16 protein-coding genes are annotated in these 20196 nt (G+C 42.0%); 1 reads left to right on the plus strand and 15 read right to left on the minus strand.

All coding sequences use genetic code 11. From position 1 onward, the window contains the following. Positions 1-40: 40 nt before the first annotated feature. Positions 41-1615, minus strand: coding sequence for a 4-alpha-glucanotransferase (gene malQ, locus ACFW0C_RS02280; RefSeq protein WP_378104998.1), 1575 nt, complete (start codon positions 1613-1615; stop codon positions 41-43). Between the two features lie 160 nt (positions 1616-1775). On the opposite strand from malQ, the gene ACFW0C_RS02285 reads away from it, so the two are divergent. Then, positions 1776-2771 (plus strand): LacI family DNA-binding transcriptional regulator, encoded by a 996-nt coding sequence (locus ACFW0C_RS02285; protein ID WP_378105001.1) that lies wholly within the window; start codon positions 1776-1778, stop codon positions 2769-2771. A 650-nt stretch (positions 2772-3421) separates the two neighbouring features. Here ACFW0C_RS02285 and ACFW0C_RS02290 read toward each other — a convergent pair. The 14 genes from ACFW0C_RS02290 to ACFW0C_RS02355 all read right to left on the minus strand — a co-directional run bounded on the left by ACFW0C_RS02290 (position 3422) and on the right by ACFW0C_RS02355 (position 20150). Beyond that, entirely contained in the window at positions 3422-4462 is a 1041-nt protein-coding gene (locus ACFW0C_RS02290; protein ID WP_378105003.1) for a Gfo/Idh/MocA family protein, read from the minus strand. Beyond that, positions 4463-5431: a sugar phosphate isomerase/epimerase family protein gene (locus ACFW0C_RS02295; protein WP_378105005.1), complete on the minus strand. Its 969-nt coding sequence runs from the start codon at positions 5429-5431 to the stop codon at positions 4463-4465. Between the two features lie 40 nt (positions 5432-5471). Beyond that, on the minus strand, positions 5472-6185 hold the full coding sequence (locus ACFW0C_RS02300; RefSeq protein WP_378105008.1) for a ThuA domain-containing protein: 714 nt from the start codon (positions 6183-6185) through the stop codon (positions 5472-5474). 10 nt (positions 6186-6195) lie between these two features. After that, entirely contained in the window at positions 6196-7290 is a 1095-nt protein-coding gene (locus ACFW0C_RS02305; RefSeq protein ID WP_378105009.1) for a Gfo/Idh/MocA family protein, read from the minus strand. A 111-nt stretch (positions 7291-7401) separates the two neighbouring features. Further along, on the minus strand, positions 7402-8505 hold the full coding sequence (locus tag ACFW0C_RS02310) for an ABC transporter ATP-binding protein (RefSeq protein WP_197558428.1): 1104 nt from the start codon (positions 8503-8505) through the stop codon (positions 7402-7404). Positions 8506-8634: 129 nt separating this feature from the next. Further along, a complete protein-coding gene (locus ACFW0C_RS02315; protein WP_378105011.1) occupies positions 8635-9483 on the minus strand; it encodes a DUF1189 family protein in 849 nt (282 codons plus the stop codon). A 63-nt stretch (positions 9484-9546) separates the two neighbouring features. Further along, entirely contained in the window at positions 9547-10404 is an 858-nt protein-coding gene (locus ACFW0C_RS02320) for a sugar ABC transporter permease (RefSeq protein WP_378105014.1), read from the minus strand. A gap of 3 nt (positions 10405-10407) precedes the next feature. Then, positions 10408-11745, minus strand: a complete 1338-nt coding sequence (locus ACFW0C_RS02325) for a carbohydrate ABC transporter permease (protein WP_378105016.1) — start codon at positions 11743-11745, stop codon at positions 10408-10410. A 171-nt stretch (positions 11746-11916) separates the two neighbouring features. Then, entirely contained in the window at positions 11917-13191 is a 1275-nt protein-coding gene (locus ACFW0C_RS02330; protein ID WP_378105018.1) for an extracellular solute-binding protein, read from the minus strand. A gap of 153 nt (positions 13192-13344) precedes the next feature. Then, on the minus strand, positions 13345-15183 hold the full coding sequence (locus ACFW0C_RS02335; protein ID WP_378105021.1) for a glycoside hydrolase family 13 protein: 1839 nt from the start codon (positions 15181-15183) through the stop codon (positions 13345-13347). 181 nt (positions 15184-15364) lie between these two features. Further along, a complete protein-coding gene (locus tag ACFW0C_RS02340; protein ID WP_378105024.1) occupies positions 15365-17593 on the minus strand; it encodes a PTS transporter subunit IIBC in 2229 nt (742 codons plus the stop codon). A 309-nt stretch (positions 17594-17902) separates the two neighbouring features. Next, the gene (locus tag ACFW0C_RS02345; RefSeq protein WP_378105026.1) at positions 17903-18739 is read right to left on the minus strand and encodes an endonuclease/exonuclease/phosphatase family protein; all 837 of its coding nucleotides are present in this window, start codon (positions 18737-18739) and stop codon (positions 17903-17905) included. 131 nt (positions 18740-18870) lie between these two features. Continuing rightward, positions 18871-19362: a hypothetical protein gene (locus ACFW0C_RS02350; protein ID WP_378105028.1), complete on the minus strand. Its 492-nt coding sequence runs from the start codon at positions 19360-19362 to the stop codon at positions 18871-18873. Beyond that, complete coding sequence (locus ACFW0C_RS02355) at positions 19359-20150, minus strand: MurR/RpiR family transcriptional regulator (protein WP_378105031.1); 792 nt, start codon at positions 20148-20150, stop codon at positions 19359-19361. Before ACFW0C_RS02355 ends, ACFW0C_RS02350 begins: the two co-directional genes overlap by 4 nt. Between the last annotated feature and the right edge of the window lie 46 nt (positions 20151-20196).

Genomic DNA, 20196 nt, shown 5'->3' on the forward strand with positions numbered 1-20196 from the left:
CGTATCAGTAAGTTCAAAATTTTCCAATTATTACATTCAACTAATCATTATCTTCAGGTAAAAAGGCCGCCTCCGCTGCTATGCTATTTATACCATTATTTTGATCATCTTGACTAATGAAAGCTTGATTTACTCTAAAGTATGTTTCAGTGACTGAAAGCAAGCGTTCTTCAAGGTCGACCGTAAAATCTTCTTGACGGACTCGCCAGTCCCAGTTGCCACCAATTGTAGACGGGATATTAATCCGGCCTTCAGGTCCCAACCGTAACAAGTCGTTCATCATATAGATAGCTAATCTTGACGGCGATGCGGCGATCCCTCGAACAAAGGCGTCTGATGGGTGTTCCCCTACACCACGGTTCAAGTATTGGTCCGCTTGGTCTCGGTCTGCTTGGCTTGCTTGGTTCATATACCAGTCATAGGCTTGCATGGAATCATGAGTTGACGCATAGGCAACTGAATTAACTGGATAATGATGTGGTAAATCTTCTGAGTCTTGCCCGTAGAAGCCGTTCTGCAACACTTTCATACCAGGATACTCTGTATGATCGCGCATATCATGCACAGCTTGCGTCATAAACCCTAAGTCTTCCGCAATCACTTTGATATCGCCTAATTCTTTCTTAAATTGGTCGAAAATCTTATTTCCAGGCCCCTTCTGCCATGAACCTGAGGCAGCTGTTGGCGAACCAAATGGCACTGCCCAATAGCTTTCAAAGCCGCGGAAGTGGTCAATCCTTACCACATCATACAGTTTGAAGCTTTCCTTCATCCGCAAGATCCACCATGCATAATCCGTTTCTTCCATGTAGTCCCAGTCGTAAATCGGGTTGCCCCAATATTGACCGTCAGCTGAATAGAAATCAGGTGGCACACCGGCAACGAGTGAGGGATTGTTCTTCTCGTCAGTAAGGAATAATTCCGGTTGTGTCCACATTTCAACTGAATCGCGGGCCACATAAATTGGAATGTCTCCAATGATTTCTATGTGGTTGTCATTGGCATATTCTTTTAAAGCTTTATATTGTTGGTTAAACCAAAATTGGGTGACCAGATGGTAGTCATACCGCTCAATATGAGCCTCGCAGAATTGGTTGACCACCGCTTCATCATAGTTGCGTAAGTTCGTTGGCCATTCATACCAGGGGTTTTGTCCATTTTCTTCTTTAACAGTCATATATTGGGCAAAAGGTATCAACCAAAAGCTATTTTCTTCATAAAATTGAATAAATTCCGGTTTACTGTAAGCATTTGTTGACACAAAGTTAGCTACAGCCTTTTCAAGTATAGGTCTTCTGTTTTTAAAAAGAATATTATAAGCTACCTTCTTCGGGTTATTACCAAAATTAACCCCTTGATAATCCGTTTTATCTAGGTAACCCTGTTTCGCTAACAGATCAAAATCAATAAAATGGGTGTTACCAGCAAATGCTGAGAATGATTGGTAAGGCGAGTCCCCGTATGACGTTGTAGTCAGTGGTAGAATTTGCCAGTACTGTTGCTTGGTTTTGACTAGAAAGTCGACAAATTCATAGGCTGACGCGCCAAATGAGCCGATACCAAATTGATTGGGTAGGGAAGATATGTGTAAAACGACACCACTTGCTCTTTCCATGCTTGAACCTCCTGTTTTCACTATTTCTTTGTTAAGTCACTTACATTTTACATAAAGCGCTTCCACAATGCAACCGATTTCGTAAACTTTTTTAAATAAATTTGAAAGCGTTGTCAATTTACTTTATAATAAAGGTATCAAGCAGAGAGGATAACGCTTTATGGCAATTACAATTCGAGATGTCGCTAAAAGAGCGGGTGTAGCGCCTTCCACCGTTTCACGGGTGATCGCTGATAACCCTTCGATTAGTGAAAAAACTAAAAATAAAGTGCGGACTGTGATGAAGGAAATGAATTATTTTCCAAACATTTATGCGCAAGGGCTTGCAAGTGCCCATTCTAAAACATTCGGCCTTGTACTACCCCTGGCTACTGACGCCTTTTACCAAAACCCCTTCTTCCCGACCGTTTTACGCGGAATCAATTTTGAGATGGCGAAACGCGATTATTCTATCCTGCTTTCAGTCGGTTTAGATGATGATCAACGGCAAAAGCACATTGAAAAAATTGTGAACGGTAAGCAAGTTGAGGGGTTGATTTTTCTATATGCTTCAAAAAATGACCCCCTATTGCGGTTCGCCCAGAAAGTCAACTGTCCAGCCGTCGTTATCGGGTCGCCAGACAACACTAAAGTTCATTATGTGGATAACGACAATGAATTGATTGGTTACCAGGCTACTAAGGCTCTTATCCAACAAGGTTGTGACCGGATTGCCTATATCGGTGGGGATATGAACCAATTCTTTATCGCTGACCGCCACAAGGGCTACAAACGGGCCGTGGAGAGCGCAGATATTATTTATGACCCTAGCTTGATTTATAACGATTTCAACTTCTTACCAAGTGATGGTTATGAATTAGCACAAAATAAAATTGATTTTAGTCAAATTGACGGACTGGTTATTTCCGATGAACTGGTTGCTGAAGGGATTCGGAATTACTTGGATACCCAGAATATTCAGAACGTCCACACAATCACTTTTTCAGCCTACAGACAAGGCAGCGTCCAGTCGACCAATAAGACTTCTTATATCAACTTGAATTCTCATATTATCGGGTCAAGGGCCGTGGATATTTTGTTTGAAGCCTTAGATCCAGATAAAGCCAGCACACGATTCATCCATGAGTATGTCGATGCTGACTTGCATACAAATTAATCAAGATTTGAAACAGACTACCTCTAGGTAGTTTTTTTATTTGAGTATTTATTATTGATAGTATTTTAGTGATTAATACCAGCTAAAATTTCTTTAAAATGTGGAACTTAACGCTACACGATAAGTTTCCTAATTATGGATGTCTTTAATAAAGCTGCAACGCAAAAAAGTCATGAAAATGAATCATGACTTCATACGAATTCACCTTATTTAAGCCGACAACAATTGCACTTTCCCAAGTAGCGATCCTAAAAATATCTTACTCTATCGTCAAATCAAGGCATTACTCCCACAGATATGCTTTTAGTTTAACCAATATCAATAATCCTATTTTATGATTAGAGTTTTAGTTTCTACTCCTAATGCCCGAGAATAGCGCTTTCCTAGCATGCCCTCGTAGTCAGAAAAGCCCTCAGAATTTTTTCTGAGGGCGGTCCCGCTGCTAGTCGGGTTATTTAGGACAGACAGGTGTCCACTTCAAAATATTTTGCGCCACACTTTGTATGTCACTGTACTATTTATCCCATGTCTCCTTTCTAAACGCCCTGGATCACATCCTAATTTTAAGGCAATGATAGAGAAAGCAAGAAGCCGAAGGTTTATTCACTCTATTCAATTTGACTAATGCACTTTTAAACTAAATAGCATTTTTAAGCTAAAATACTATCAATCAATTGCATGACTTGGCGGACTTCTTCGTTTTTGACGATGGGTTCTGCGCCTGCTGTGACAACGTCATAGAAGTTGCGGTAGAAGGAAACGTCTGCTGGCTTGCTTTCTGGTAATGGTAAGGTCTCAGTGACGCCATCAACTGGTGGTGCCATTGTTTTGGTCAAACCAACGCCTGCTCTAATCGGTGATGGTTTATTTTCCACATCATTACCGGTTGCTTTCACAATGCGCCCGTTCATTTCCCAGTCTTCAATGATAGCTGTTCCTTGGTTACCTTTAATATACCAACGAGGCAGACTAATGAAGTTAGATGTCCCAACTTCAACATGGGCGCGGATGCCGTTTTCAAAGGTGATATAAGCCATAAATCCGTCGTCTACTTCGTCGCCGAGGATATAAGATAAGTCTGAGTAAACGGACTTAATTGGTGAATCTACTAGCCACAATAGTTGATCAAATAAATGGATTCCCCAGTCTAAGACCATACCGCCACCGTGGGCTTTTAGATGGCGCCAGTCGCCTGGAATACCGTTAGCGCCGTGGACGCGTGATTCGATCTGGAAGACGTCTCCAACGGCTTGACGTTTTGTGAATATGTCTTTGACTTGTAAGAAATCTGGGTCCCAGCGACGGTTTTGGTGCACCATGAGTACGCGTCCTGTTTCTTCAGCTACGGCGATCATTTCGTCGAATTCTTCGGTATTCATGGCGACTGGTTTTTCACAAATCACATGTTTCCCTGCCCGCATTGAGCGAATAGCTAGTTCTTTATGGCTGTCGTTAGGTGTAGCGATTAAAACTGCATCGACTTCTGGGTCATCTAAAATGGCATCAAAGGCTGGATAGACGTAAGTACCCGTTTCTTCCGCCACGTCTTTTCGGCTCTGATCGATGTCGTAAGTCCCCACCACTTGTAAGTAGTCGGCTTCAGCTGGAATCAGACCGTGGACATGGTAGGTCCCCATGCCACCGTAGCCAACAGTTGCGATGTTTAATTTGTTATTTACTTGCTTTGTCATCTATGCCCACCACATTTCTTGGGGTTGGTCTCGCATCAAGACAGATTTCAGGTTGGTAATGGCCCGGTCTAGTCCTTCATCTACAGACATAATTGGGTCTTCATGTTCAATTGAAAGCACGTAATCGTAGCCGTAAATCCGCAATTGGGCCAACATTTGTGACCATTCGGACATTGGGTGCCCTTCACCGACACTTCTAAAAGTCCAGGCACGACTCGCAACATCTTGATAAGGTTGCATATCGGTTAAACCATACATATTGATATTGTCTTGGTCTAGATAAGTATCTTTAGCGTGGAAATGGTTGATAGCACCCGCTTTACCCAATATTTTAATGGCTGCGACTGGGTCAATCCCCTGCCACCACATATGCGAAGGATCGAAGTTACAACCGATATTGTCCCCTGCTTCAGACCGCAAACGTAACATGGTTGCTGGGGTATGAGCTAAAAAGCCACCGTGCATTTCAATCCCGATTTTAATGCCCGCTGCTCCTGCTTCTTGATTAATGTCCTTCCAGTAAGGGATTAAGACTTGGTCCCATTGGTAGTGGTAGGCGTCTGCATATTCCGTTGGCCAAGGAATGACCGGCCAGTTAACATGGGTATCTGTCGCGTTTCCGCCCCCAACTCCTGAGAAGCCATTTACCACTGGCACGTTCAATAAGGATGCCAGTTTGATGGTTTTTCTAAGCAATTCATCATGGGCTTGTGCTTGTTTTTTATCTGGTGAAATGGGGTTACCATGCGCCGATAGGGCTGAAATTGAAAGGCCACGGTCCGCTACTTTTTGTAGGTATTCTTTTCTTGCATCACTAGATGCCAAAAGGGTATCAATCTTCAAATGAGCATCCCCTGGGCTAGCACCCGTACCAATTTCTACAGTTTCTAATCCTTTTTCTGCTACTTGATCTAACATCTCTTCAAAGGATAAATCATTAAATAACGGGGTAAATACGCCTAATTTCATAAAATCCTCCTATACTCATCTAATTTCTTTATTTCAATTTTTAAACTTTATTATTTGTTTCAATAGGAAAGTGACCATACGTAGGCCTTTCAGTCAGGGGTGCTGCCCAGTGGACGGCATTTTTAATGACCTGCTGGATAGTTGGATGATAATAAGTTGGGAAGGTTTCATGCCCAGGATGGAAGTAGAAAATCTTTCCGTTACCCCGGCGATAGGTCATGCCTCCACGGAATACTTCCCCGTTTGGATAGCCAGTAATAAAAATTAATTCATCCGGCGCTGGAACATCAAAGTGTTCTCCATACATTTCTTCTTGGTCTAAATCAATCCACTCGCCCACACCCTGGGTAATTGGGTGAGATGGATTCACATTCCACACCTTGGCAGAAAGACCGTCCTCACGCCATTTTAAGTCACAAGTCGTCCCCATTAATTTCTGGAAAATTTTAGAAAAATGACCTGAATGCAAGACAATCAGTCCCATGCCATCTAAAACGCGCTGGTGAACCCGGTCAACAATCTCGTCTGCCACTTCACCGTGCGCCATATGCCCCCACCAAAGGAGGACATCCGTTTGATTTAAGACTCCTTCGGTCAAGCCGTGTTCTGGCTGGTCCAAAGTCGCCATATTGACTTGGAAGTCTGCCGTTAAGAAACTGGCTAAGGCTTCATGAATCCCCTCTGGATATACGGCTTTCACGTCCTCATCCGTCAATTCATGACGAAACTCATTCCATACTGTTACACGAATCATCAGAATCCTCCTATTGATTTAGAAATACGGGTTGTCCAGTTTTCGCTGATTGATAAATGGCTTCTAGAATTTCAGTCACTATCAAAGCTTCTCGCGGTTTTACAACCGGCTCTGTATCATGAATAATGGCTTGGATCCACTGCTTTGCTTCCAACACTTCGGGGTCATCAGCATCCCCCTCAAAGAAGTCAACTGCACCTGGGTCAACAATGACTTGCTTGTCGAATAATAGGCCATGGTCTTCACCATTGATCGTTAACCCATCGTTCATATCCGCACCACCCTTAGTCCCGTGCAAGGTCGTTTTCGCCTCACCTGACTTAACGGTATTCAAGGCCCACGATGATTCTAGATAAATGCTCGCACCATTTTCCATGACGATATAACCAAAGGCTGAATCTTCAACGTTAAATTCTTTGGGATCCCAAGAACCAAAAGCATTCGCAGCATTTTCTGTATCAGCTAATTTTCTATAAGTATTTCCAACGACGTATTTTGGCTGGTAATTGTCCATCATCCATAAAGTTAGATCTAGTGCATGAGTACCGATGTCAATTAAAGGACCTCCTCCTTGCGCTTCCTCATCAAGGAATACACCCCAAGTTGGGACAGCACGACGACGAATAGCATGTGCTTTAGCATTGTAAATTTCTCCTAATTGCCCCTCTTGGCAGATGGCTTTTAGGTATTGGCTGTCCTTTCTAAAACGGTTTTGATAGCCGATGGTTAATTTTTTACCGTTTCGTTCAGCCGCTTCGATCATCGCGCGACCTTCTTCAGCTGTTTTGGCCATGGGTTTTTCGCACATTACGTGGTTGCCTGCATCAAGCGCTGCAATGGATAATTCAGCATGCGTCGCATTTGGGGTACAGACATGGACCACATCTAAGCTTTCTTCAGCCAACATATTCTGGTAATCGGTGTATACATTGGATTCACTGGTCCCAAATTTGGCTTTTCCAGCCAGGGCCCGGTCTTCGACTAAATCACAAAAAGCCACCAATTCTACCTCTTCAACTTGGGCTAAGGCCGGTAAATGCTTCTGCATCCCAATGCCTCCGCATCCGATAATGCCTACCTTTAATTTTGTTACTGATTCTGTCATGTGAATCCTCCTTATAAAATATCATCTCAATTTAATGCAACCGGTTTCTTTATTTTCGATAGTAAAAGGCACATACGGTTCTTGTTAAGATTCGCATGTACCTCGGTCTTGCTATTTAATCACTTTGCCTGTTTCAGCATCGAAGAAGTGGGCCTTATTCATGTTAAAGGCGATTTTGATACTTGAACCAACTTCATGGTAGTCACGGGCATCTACCACAGCAATGAATTCTTGTCCTTTAACATCTAAGTATAGGATAGATGTTGCCCCTGTTAATTCGGATACCGTAATGGTTGGTTCGACAACCGTTTCCGGTGTAGCGTCTAAAGCCAATTGTTCAGACTGCATATCCTCTGGACGAATACCAAAAGTCACTGTTTTGCCGTCATACCCTTTCTCATCTAAAATGCGCCGAGATGGTGGGGTCACTTCAAGCTTTGTGCCACCCTCTAAATGGATTTGGCCAGCTTCATACTTCACGTCCACTAAGTTCATGGCTGGTGATCCCATAAAAGCAGCAACAAAGGCATTTTCTGGGTTGTTATAGACTTCAAGTGGTGTCCCTACTTGTTGGATTTCACCAGCATTCATGATGACAATCCGGTCAGCCAAAGTCATGGCTTCTGTTTGGTCATGGGTTACATAGATGATGGTTGTGTTTAAACGTTTATGTAATTTAGCAATCTCAGACCGCATGTGAACCCGTAATTTGGCATCCAAGTTGGATAAAGGCTCATCCATCAAGAAGGCTTTAGGTTGACGCACTACTGCACGTCCTAAGGCTACACGTTGACGTTGGCCACCAGATAAAGCGGCTGGTTTACGTTCTAATAAGTCCGTGATTTGCAGTAATTCTGCCGCTTCATCCACACGGGTATCAATTTCTTTCTTGTCTACCTTACGCAATTTCAAACCGAATGCCATATTTTCACGCACAGTCATGTGTGGGTATAGGGCATAGTTTTGGAATACCATTGCGATATCACGGGTTTTAGGTGCCACATCGTTAACGACTTGTCCGTCAATGACCAAGTCACCTTTAGTAATATCTTCCAAACCAGCTACCATCCGTAAGGTTGTCGATTTCCCGCATCCGGAAGGGCCTACGAAAACGATAAATTCGTTGTCTTTAATATCTAAATTGAAGTCCGTTACCGAAAACTTCTCCGCATTGTCGTATTTTTTATAAATATGATTTAATTTTATTTCAGCCACAAGGCATTCTCCTATCTTCAAAAATGCACAGTTCAATTGTCATTTTCTTAAACTTGTTAAAGGTAGTACATGATCCATTTAAAGTATCTGGTCGCGGTTCAAACAGGCTTCAAAATCATACTGGATGGATTAAGCTTCCAACAGTTGAAATTCGTCCAAGGTTTGGTCGCGGAAACGTGTCTTCCACATGACTAAGAGGAGCATAGTCACTAGACCGATTGTTTGCAAGCTAGCCATTAAAGATACATCAAAGTTGTATAAACCGTAAGCCATAGCCAAGAAGGTCGGCAGTGATAAGGCATTTAGGATTAAATTGATGGACTCTTTATAAGTTTCAATAGACGTAACCGGGCTCCCCTTGGTCATATAGAACATGAGGGCCGAAATCCCAACTAAGAATAGGTTCATGGCTAGGAATATCAAGCTGATCACACTCGAGAAGATCAAGACCACTAAGACGCGGTTTTGGTCTAACCATTGCTGACTCAAACTTTCCTGAATACCTGCTTGGTCAAGCCCTGTCAAGTCGAAGTCTTTGGTATAAAGGACCGTTGCCATTGGCGCCCCAGCTTCCATTAAGACGAATTGATTCTCTTGGAAAATGATGGCCGTTTTCCCGCTAGCTGCCAGTATCTCTAGCTGATCGTCTCCTAATCCAAAGGCGACGGTTCCTTCAGCGCTTTCTGAAACCACTGGTTGGTCGATCAGCATTTCTCCATTTTCAAAGGTGACTTGTTGGATCTCGGCTACCACTTGGTCGTCTACAAGGTCCATGGCATTGGGATAGTAGTCGGTTACGGGAAACTCGGTCATGTTGGCATAGTTTAGGGTTACTGGAACTGTCATCAAACCGTTTAAGAAGAGGATGACCAGCAACATTTGCCACCATTTGAGGTCATAGCGGTTAAACCAAATTTTGCTTGGTGTCCAAATACTCTTAAAGTAATTGATGGGAAATATTGCTTTTAACACGTTCATCGCCTATCTTTCTATCTGCTAATTGCTTGCTTAATCCGTCAGTTACTTGTGAAAAATCATGTATTACCCTTTCGTACCACCAGCAGTTAAACCAGATACAAAGTTCTTTTGTAGGTAGAAGAACATGATTGAAATTGGTAAGGCGATTAAGATCGCCCCTGCCGCGAATAGGGTTACCCGTTGTTCACGGGGATTGGTAATAAATTGTTGTAACCCGATGGCTACGGTATAGTTTTCTGGTGATCGTAAGATAAAACGGGCTAGCATGTACTCACCGAATGGTGTCATAAATGCCCATAAAGCTTGCACTGACATCATTGGACGCACTAACGGTAAGACGATTTGTCCAAAGGTCCGTAAGTGGCCTGCCCCGTCTAATTTTGCGGATTCATCTAGGTCAATTGGCACGGTATCAAAATACCCTTTCATCAACCATGAGTTCATTGGGATTGACCCGCCGACATAGGCGAAAATCAAGAACCATAATTTGTCTAGTCCTCCAACTAGTAAGGCCATAACGTAAAAGGCGGTCAAGGCTGCTGTTGTTGGGACCATTTGAACGATGATGAAGAATTTTAGGGATTGTTTACGGCCTGCGAACCGGTATCTTGAGTAGGCATATCCGGCTAAGGTAATAATCGTTACCTGTAAGGCCATGGTAATCACCGCAACGATTAAAGTATTAATATACCACTGGCCGTATTGGGTTTCTGTAAACAAGCGTTCAAAGTTACTTAGGGTAAACTGACCTGAGAAGTTCAAGTTAAAGGCAATTAAGTTTCCACCCCTGAAGGCTGATGTAATGGTGATCAGTAAGGGATAGATGATGATGATTGCCATAAAGACTAAGAAGGCATAGGTAAAGAATTGATTCCAAAAGCGGCCGCGTTTTTGCGTGTTAGCTAATTTTTTCTCAGCCATGGCTTAATCCTCCATTTCAAAAGCATTGCTGTATTTAAAGATGATCAATGAAATCACAATGACTATAGTTGAGATGATAATGGTAATCGCGGAAGATACGTTATATTGTGGCGATTGCCCTGTTGTCAACTTGTAGACCCATGAAATCAAGATATCTGTAGTTCCGGCATTGTTCCCAACAGAACCAGGTCCACCTTCATTAAATAGGTAAATCATTGTAAAGTTGTTGAAGTTTCCAGTGTATTGAGTGATTAATACCGGTGCCGCAACTGACAAGATATGCGGGAAGGTAATGAATCGGAATTTTTGGATTGGTGAAGCCCCGTCGATTGAAGCGGCTTCATACCACTCACCTGGAATAGATTGTAAAATTGACGTGGTCAATACGTAAATATATGGGAAACCAAGCCAACCCTGGATAGAAATTAAGGCCACCTTGGTCCAGAATGGGTCCGTTTTCCAGGCTAATGCTGGAATTTCCAAGAATGGAATCAGGTTATTGATAAACGGAATGACCTGGGAGTTGATGGCTCCGGCAGATGGGTTGAACATGTTTGAAAAGGTTAGGATCGAGATAAAGGCTGGTACCGCCCATGGTAATAGTAGGATTACCCCGAAAAAGCGACGGAATTTGATGAATGGTTGGTTCATCAGAATCGCTAGGAAAATCCCTAGACCTACTTGCAAGGTTGTGGCAAATAGTGTCCAAATGACTGTCCATGAGAATACAGCACCGAATGTTTCTCGGTAAGTTGTTAGGGTAAAGATTGAATTAAAGGTTTCAAACCCAGTCCACTCGATTAATTTAGCGGGTGGAATGTGTTGGAAGTCGTAGTTGGTAAATACGATTAGAATCGTTACCACTACCGGGAAAACAATTGCAAATAACATTAAGATATAGGCTGGGATGGTTAATAGATATGGGAAACCTGATTCGTAAAGGTTATTTAAGATATCCTTGGCTGATCGGTTGACCTTATCTGGGTTGATGGCGTTTAGTTTAGCCACATTGCGCGCATCCCACATTTGTACGGCGTAGAAAATAACAAAGATGACAGTTATTAATAATTCAAGTACCCCTTCAATTAATAAGAAGAGGGAATGATCTTCACGAGGTGTTACACCTAGGGTAATCAAGCCGTTGAAGGCATCAAACCCAAAGCTAAATAAGTGGAGAATGTATAAGGCAAAAATCACTAAAAAGATGACACCTTTTAGGACTTGCTTGTTTACGAATTGTCCACCACCAGGGATGATTGAGGCTAAAGTCGCTTGATTGATACGACTCTTTTGCTCAGAAGTGAAGTTCACTTTTTTTCTTTCTTTTGCAGTCTTAACCACTGCAACCAACTCCTTCACTAGAAAACCATGACAGGTATCATAGATTCTTTTTGTTTAATGGTTCATTACTTAAAAATTTATGCCCCTTTTAATAATAATAATAAGGATGGCTCAGCGATGATTACTAAACCATTAGCTAAACCATCCTCAATTTTTTTAAAGGTGTGTCACTTAGTATTTTTGTGCAATGTTATCTACGATCACTTGAACAGCGTCGTCTGCTGATTGCTGTGCAGATTTGTTGCCTGATACTGCATCAAACATCATTGTTTCAGCACCTGTCCAAACTTCAGCCATTTCTGGAATATTTGGCATTGGTACAGCATCGTTATATTGCTCGATAACAGCGATAGCTAATTCATTTTCACCGGCATCCACAATTGCCTGACGAGCTTGTTGGTTAGCTGGTACTTCTGAGTTAAATTCATGTAAGCTATTCATATTTTCTTCAGTCGTTACAAATTCTAACCATTGTTGTGCGGCTTCTTCATTTTCAGTATAGCCTGAAACAACCCAGCCCTTACCACCACCGAATGTTTGGTAAGCTTCCCCATTTGGCAATGTTGGGATTGAAGCAACGCCGTAGTCAACGCCACCTTCTTGGTAAGAAGCTGCAGACCATGGTCCGCCGATTACTACAGCTGCATCACCAGAGATGAAGGTTTCATCTACGAAGCTACCAGCTGAAGTTGTATCTAACATACCTTCTGGCCATTTTTCGTACCATGTTTGTGCGTATTCAATACCTTCAACAGCACCTTCAGTATTTAACCCGATGTCAGATGTGTCAGTACCATCTTGCCCGAAGATATAGCCACCGTAACCAGCAATTAAACCGTAAGCAGAGTAGAAGTCTACCCAGTTTGCTAAGAAGCCGGTGTTTTTGCCTGATTCAGAAGAGTAGTCATAAGTTGAATCTTCTGACAAGGCTTCTAATTCTTCAAATGTTGTTGGGGCAGTATCGATTAATTCTTTGTTGTAGTAAAGGACTAAGGCTTCAACTACATAAGGCATACCGTAAATTTCGTCATTAGCTGTTACTTGACGCTCATCTGTTTCGTCATAACGACCATCATCCGGTAATGTGACTGGTAATAAATGTCCTTGAATACCTAGGTTTCCAATCCGGTCGTAAGGGGCGATTGTCACGTCTGGCGCAATCCCTGCTGGACCATCTAATGAAAGTGAATCTAAGGTTTCGAACATTTCACGCTCAACAACTTCAACGTCAATCCCTGTCTCTTCTTCAAAAGCTGGGGCGATTTCATTTACGTAATCCACGTAGTCAGCACCAACTGATACTTGTAAGGTGCTACCGCTTGCGCTATCTGATCCGCCATCTGAACTAGCAGATTCTTCGCCACCATTCCCGCATGCTGCAAGCACTAAAGCAGCTGACGCTGTTACCAAACCAAAGGCTGTTTTCTTCCACTGCAATTTACTCATTTACTTTTCCTCCTAAAATATAAATACCCATAATGTAATCGCTTGCACAAATTATTGCACACGCTTTCAATCTTTGCAACCGTTTTCGTATAAGTTTTAAAAATATTTTTTTACTTTTAATATATTGCAAAGTATTCTTTACTGGCGACTAGCTTAATTTACACTAACCATGTAGGTTCCCGGCCTCACTTGCATGTAACCGCCTTCATTATCTGCAAGGTTCGTGAGGACAATTTTTGTATTTTTATCTAGTCCAATCTGCAAGTCTTGATTGCCCTGGTTAAAATAGGCGCGCAAGGTTTGTCCTCGGTAAGTCTTTGTAAAGGCTAAAATTCGCTCACTAGGCAAGTCTTCTGACCAGTCTAGGGTCCCCAAGTTGATGAGGTCACTATAGTCCCGGCGCATTTGAATCAGGTCCTTGGTAAATTGCCACATAGATTGGTCTTGCTTGGCCTTTTCCCAAACCATGCATTTGCGGTTGTCTGGGTCGTCGCCACCGTCCAGACCGATTTCCGTACCGTAATAGATGCAAGGCGTGCCGGTTTGAAGGAAGGTGAAAGCAAGAGCTGACTGGACTTTATCCTTGTCGTAATGGGCCCGGGTGAGGATTCGGTCGGTGTCGTGTGAATCTAATAGGTTAAACTGGGCCTGGTTGGTTTGCGTTCGGTAAAGCATTTGTTGACTGGTCATCCGGTCCATAAACTGCCGGTTGGTCAGCTCACGATTTGCTGTCTCGTCGCCTATCTGATCTTTTGATATCGATCCTGACCGTCCAAAAAAGAAGTCCTTGATTTGGTCTGTCATCGGATAATTCATGATGGCATGGAATTCGTCCCCTTCAAGGAAACGCTGGGCTGAATGCCAGATTTCGCCCACAATATAGAAATCTTCTTTCAAATTGACGCAAGTCCGGTGGAAGTCTTTCCAAAATTGATGGTCCACTTCATTGGCTACATCTAACCGCCAGCCGTCGATATCAAATGCTTGAATATAGTGACGGGCAACGTCTAACAAGTAGGCTTTGACTTCAGGGTTTGCCGTATTTAATTTAGGCATATGGGGTTCAAAGGCAAAGGTCTGATAGGTCAATTGCTGGCGGTCAAACCGCTCGCCGCCGCTATAGTCAATCGCCCCAAAGGCTTGAACAGGAAATTCTTGGATATGAAACCAATTTTTGTAGATAGACTGGTCTTGATTTTCCAAGACGTCTTGCCATTGGCTGGATGCATAGCCGATATGGTTGAAGACAGCGTCCAGCATTACCCGAATGCCCCGAGCATGGGCTTGACTGACCATTTTGCCAAATAATTCAGCGTCACCGAAGGCTGGATCGATGGTCATATAGTCGCTGGTATCGTATTTGTGGTTGGTATCCCCCTTGAAAATCGGGGTGAGATAGATGCCAGTGATCCCCAAATCAGCCAAATAATCCAGATGGTCGATAATCCCTTGCAAGTCTCCGCCATAGAAATCATCATGACGGGGATGGGCCCTGGAACCCCAAGGTAAAGTGTTTTCTGGGTCGTTTGTGGGATCTCCGTTCGCAAACCGTTCAGGGAAAATCTGATACCAGACCGTGTCTTTCACCCAAGCTGGCGTCTTAACCCTGTCACTTTCATGAAAATATGGCAGGCGGAAATAAGCATTGACTTGGCCTAAAATATGGGCATCATCTCCTGGGTAAACTCCGCGGTCACAATAAAAGACCACATTTCCGTCATTGTCCTGGACCCGAAAGGCATAAGCTAGACGGTTGGGCGCTAATGACCACTCACACTGCCAATAATCATGGAGGTCACTAGAGGCGACTTTCATCATTTCCTGACTGGTCTGGTACCAAGCCTCTGAATAATGTAGATAGGTATCCCCCGCCAACAAGTCCACCTGGATTACGTCATCTTTCTTGGTCCTCAAACGAATATGGACGGTATCTTCGTCATATAAATAGGCAAATTCACTCTCCGGTCGGTGGTATAAAGCTGCTGCATCCATTGGTTCTCCTCATTTCTAAGTTTTATTTTGACACTTACGATAAGTAATCGCTTACATTCAAAGATAGAAAAATAGCTAATGGCCCATAACCATTAACTATCCTCCTAATCGACTTAGTTGACCCTAAGATTTACCATCTTCAACGGTCAACATCAAGCCGACATTTTTCTCTATAACTATATTAAAAGTGAATTTTACCTACTTCTTGACCGCCATCGATTTGTTGGTCAACGCTAGCTAGTTCAATCCGGTCAATAGATTCACTATTCGTCACAACCACAATCACTGTTTTTTCCTTACCAGCCTCTTCGATCGCTTGTAAGTTCATTTCGCCAAGCATTTGACCAGCAGTCACTTCTTGGTCCACGGCTACCGTTAAACCAAAGATTTCCGGATCAAAATTGTTGGTATCAATCCCCATGTGGATCAATACTTCAAGGCCATCGCTCGTTTGAATCCCGATTGCATGATGACTTGGGAAGATCGACACGATTTTACCAGCTACTGGCGCATAAACTTTAGCAGTTTTAGCGTCTGCATCAGGCTCGACAGCGTAACCATCACCCATCATTTTTTCCGAGAATACAGGGTCATTTACACGAGAGATATCTAATAATTGACCAGCAACCGGTGCTAAAACAGGTGATGCTTGGCCAGATGTAGCCGATTTCTGAGACGTGGCTACTGGTTCGCTGGCTCCCGCTTTGCCTGTTACCTTGTCAGAAGGTGCCGGAATAGCAGTACCAGCGTCCAACAAGTCGTTGATGTCAGATTTTAAGATGTCAGATTTTGGTCCGTAAATGGCTTGTACACCAGTACCGCGAACCATTAAGCCCATAGCACCAGCTGCTTTCCAATACTCATCGCTAGCTACTTTTTCAGTATCCTTAACTGTCACACGTAAACGCGTCATACATGCATCTACATAGTCGATATTTTCTTTACCACCTAATAGGTAGATAACATCGGCAATTTGTTGCTCGCTCGCATTTGAGGCAATGGATGAAGCTTGGCCGTCAGCTGATTTACCAGCTTGTTCAGCCCCCAATCCCTCTTCGTAGTTACCTAAACGGCCAGGTGTTGCGTATTTAAATTTCTTGATCATGAAGTTTGCAATAAAGTATGTTAATACACCAAATACCAGTGTCACTAAGATGAAGTTGATCACGTCACCCATAATACCGGCTTGCGCTGATAATGGGATACGGGTCAAGAATTCAATAGTCCCGAATGAATGCACGCGTAGGTTTAACACATCTGCCATAGCAAATGCCGCTCCTTGAATCACCGCATACACCACATATAAAGGCATAGCAATGAACATAAACATGTATTCCAATGGTTCAGTTACCCCAGTTAGGAAAACGGCAGCCGCAGCTGAAATGAACATTGGTTTATATTTATCTTTCTTATCTTGGTCAACATTGCGGTACATTGCATAGGTTAACCCCATCAAGATACCTGAAGAACCAATCATTTGCCCCACTTTGAATCGTGCAGGTACCCAATTTTCTAATACATATTGATAATTTTGGGTATCGCCAGCATTGTTGAAGTTTGCCAAGTCAGTTGCCCAAGCTAACCATAATGGATCTTGACCAACAACCTGTGCACCCGCTTGCGCACCCGTTAAAATTTCATAAGTACCACCAAGTTCGGTGTAGTTAATTGGAATAGTTAACATGTGATGTAAACCAAATGGTATTAGTAACCGTTCTAATGTACCGAAGATAAACGGTGCTAAAACAGGCGCAGTATCTTGGGATGTTGCGATCCATTGACCAAATGCATTAATACCTGATTGAATTACTGGCCAAATTACAGCTAATCCTAAAGCTGTTGCTAAAGACCATACAATCACAACGAATGGTACAAAACGCTTCCCATTAAAGAAGGACAATACTTCTGGTAATTTACGATAGTTGTAATATTTATTGTAGGCACTCGCTCCAATAAAACCGGAAATAATCCCTACGAATACCCCCATGTTTAAAGCTGGTGCTTCTAAAACACTTGTAAAGTAACCTTCAATAGCAATGGTTTGACCAAATACAGTACTGGTTACTGCTGCTGGATCAGCTAACATGTCAGTTGTTACACCAAATAAAGCACCGGTGATACGGTTAATTAAGACAAAGGCAACAGCTGCCGCAAAGGCCCCACCAGCACGGTCCTTAGCCCACGAACCACCAATTGCAATGGCAAATAATAAATGGAGGTTACCAATAATGGCCCAACCGATTTGCTCTAACACGCCACCCGTAGTGACTAAAAAACTAATATTTTCAGCAAACAAGGGAATGGTTTTACCAATAGATATCATTAAACCTGCAGCTGGCATTACTGCAATAACAACCATTAAGGCCTTCCCAAACTGTTGCCAAAATTCAAATGTAAACAGTCTCTTCATTTTTTTGCTCCTTTATCTAAACTATTTGTTACCGGTTTCATATTTCAAAATAGATTATACACTGTAAAACGTTTTCATGCAACCGTTTGCATTATTTTTTTCATGATAGCAAAAAAAAACCGTGAGAATATCCCACTCTCACGGCCCTTATAAATGTTTTATTTATTTAAAAAGTACTTCACTTCTTCATGCTATATCTACCATTTCTTAGCCTTAAATACCGTAGATAACTCAGAAAAGCGAGCTACTGATCATGCTAATATTGTCCTACTTACATACGTATTTCAATATTATCTTTATATTTAGCTTCTAATCAATAGTTTCTACTAGTACACCTGAGTGGTCTGATACGGCCTGCTGATGTTCTCCATCAAACACAACTTCGGATTTTTTTACTGCGACACCTTTAGGTACGAAGATATAGTCAATACGAATTTGTTCTTTAAGCCCGGTCCAGCCACCAATTTCTTTCAATACTGTCGGTCCACCGATAGTTTCTTCTGCAATCATATATGAGTCTGTAATAGGAATAGCCGTTGACACCATGTAGTCATAACCATCTGTACCGGCAGGGTTATTAAAGTCACCCATAAAATAAATTGGCAACTTAGTTCTAGCCAAGTATTTTTCAGTTTCTTGCCATTCATAATGAAATTCTTCATTATTTTTCCCGTGCCACCATGAGAAATGACCAGAAACCGCCATAAAGCTTTCGCCATTTGGTTTAGTGATCTTAGCCGTAAGAATACGACGTGTTTTATAGTCATACCAATTGTGACTTTTTGATACGTTATAGCTAGTGACGCTATCAATTGGGTATTTTGATAAAATCGCTACACCCTCTTGCATTGTGTCATGCGCAATATGAGTCATAGCCCACGCCCAATAGTAGGTTTTACCTAATTCCGCTAATAAGGCTACTAAACGCATAGCAAAATTATCTTCTTTAACATTCACTTGCCCATCCAAAGGGACAAAGTTCACGAGATTATTAACGTCTACTCGATGTCCACTAATTTTCTGATTAACTTCTTGTAAGCCCACTACATCGATATCCCACTCAGCAATCGATTGCGCAATAAAAGCTAATTTTTGATCTTGATCTTCTTCACCATAAGAATGAGTATTTAATGTTAACAGTTTCAACTAATTTAACGCTCCTTTTTATTCATTTTGATATCAGTAACATATCTATTTAATTCGATTATAACTCAAACCATTTAATTCACAAAAACATAATGTGAAGTGAAGTCAAATCTTCTATTAACGATCAGACATTAGCTACCCGTGCTAATCCGCCAGATAGCAAAACGAATAAAGGCTGCAATCAATAGCATGGCCATTTCACCAGCAAAGTGGCTAATATTATGCTTAGGTGATTTGAAAAGGACTTGGAAGGCATCTCCTAGTCTCACTTTTAAAATCACAACACTAAAGGCAATTAAAATAAAAATCAAGATGGCCGTTCCGGTGTTGCCAATCAATAAGAAACCAATCAAGATAAGTAATAAACTGATATAAAATTGCCCTAGACTATCTTGTGTTTGGTCAATTTGATCCCACTTAGATTTGATTAAAAAGCCCGCAAAAGGCAGGATACATACAGACATTAGTGAAATTACTGTAGAGACATTCGTGGTCAAATTTTCTAGTAAACCCAGTCCTTGCGCGTTGCCTTGGAAAGTTAATAGGGCAACGTATAAGATGGGTGCAATAACCAGTAATATAATCACAAAATGTACCATTCGACTTAAATTTTTTCTGGTCATAGGTCACGCTCCTCATTTTCTTTCTGTAATCGTTCTTGTTTTCGCACATATTCAAAATAGGCGATAGCTAATAAGTTGGTGGCTTGGTGAATAGGTAACATAGATGCAAAGGCTTCATCCTTATGATCAAAGCGTGTTGTTTTAAAATAGATTGTATAATCGGCTAAGCTAGCTAATAAACTAGTATGCATTTCACTCACCGCAATCAGGATGGCCCCTTTACTCTTAAAGATTTTCAATTCTCGCTCAATCAATGACACATTGCCGCTAAAAGACGCCACAATCAGCACATCTCCAGGTTTAATAGATGCACTCGCAATTTTTAGCTCCAAAGGTGCTGAAATATCGATGGAAAATTTGTTGTTCAATAAAATACTTCTTCTAAAATCGTTTAAAGCGTTCTTTTGCGCCCATCCAGTCCCGTATAAGAAGACATTATCCGCATCAAAAACACTTTCAACAATGGGTTCAACCTGCATACTACTGAACATTTTAAAGGTATCTTGGGTATCGGCTGCTAACTGCCCCATTGGATCAATTTCACTATCATGCCGTTGATTATCTGCTTCATTGTTGAGGTAGAATTTAAATTCCGCATAACCTGAAAAGCCAATTTTTTGAGTGAAACGGGAAATCGTCGATTTGGAAACGGCCAAAATCCTTGCTAATTCAGTGATAGACATCTTCCTAACCGTCTGACTATGCTTCATGATATAGTCAAAAATATAGATTTCATTTTCAGTTAATTTACTATACAAGTCGTTATAGATATTTTCTATAGGTTTCATAAATGCCTCCAAAATAATAAGAGTGGACCTCGGCCCACTCCTATTA

The sequence above is a fragment of the Aerococcus sp. NPDC058936 genome (assembly GCF_042741995.1).
Taxonomy (GTDB): Bacteria; Bacillota; Bacilli; order Lactobacillales; family Aerococcaceae; genus Aerococcus.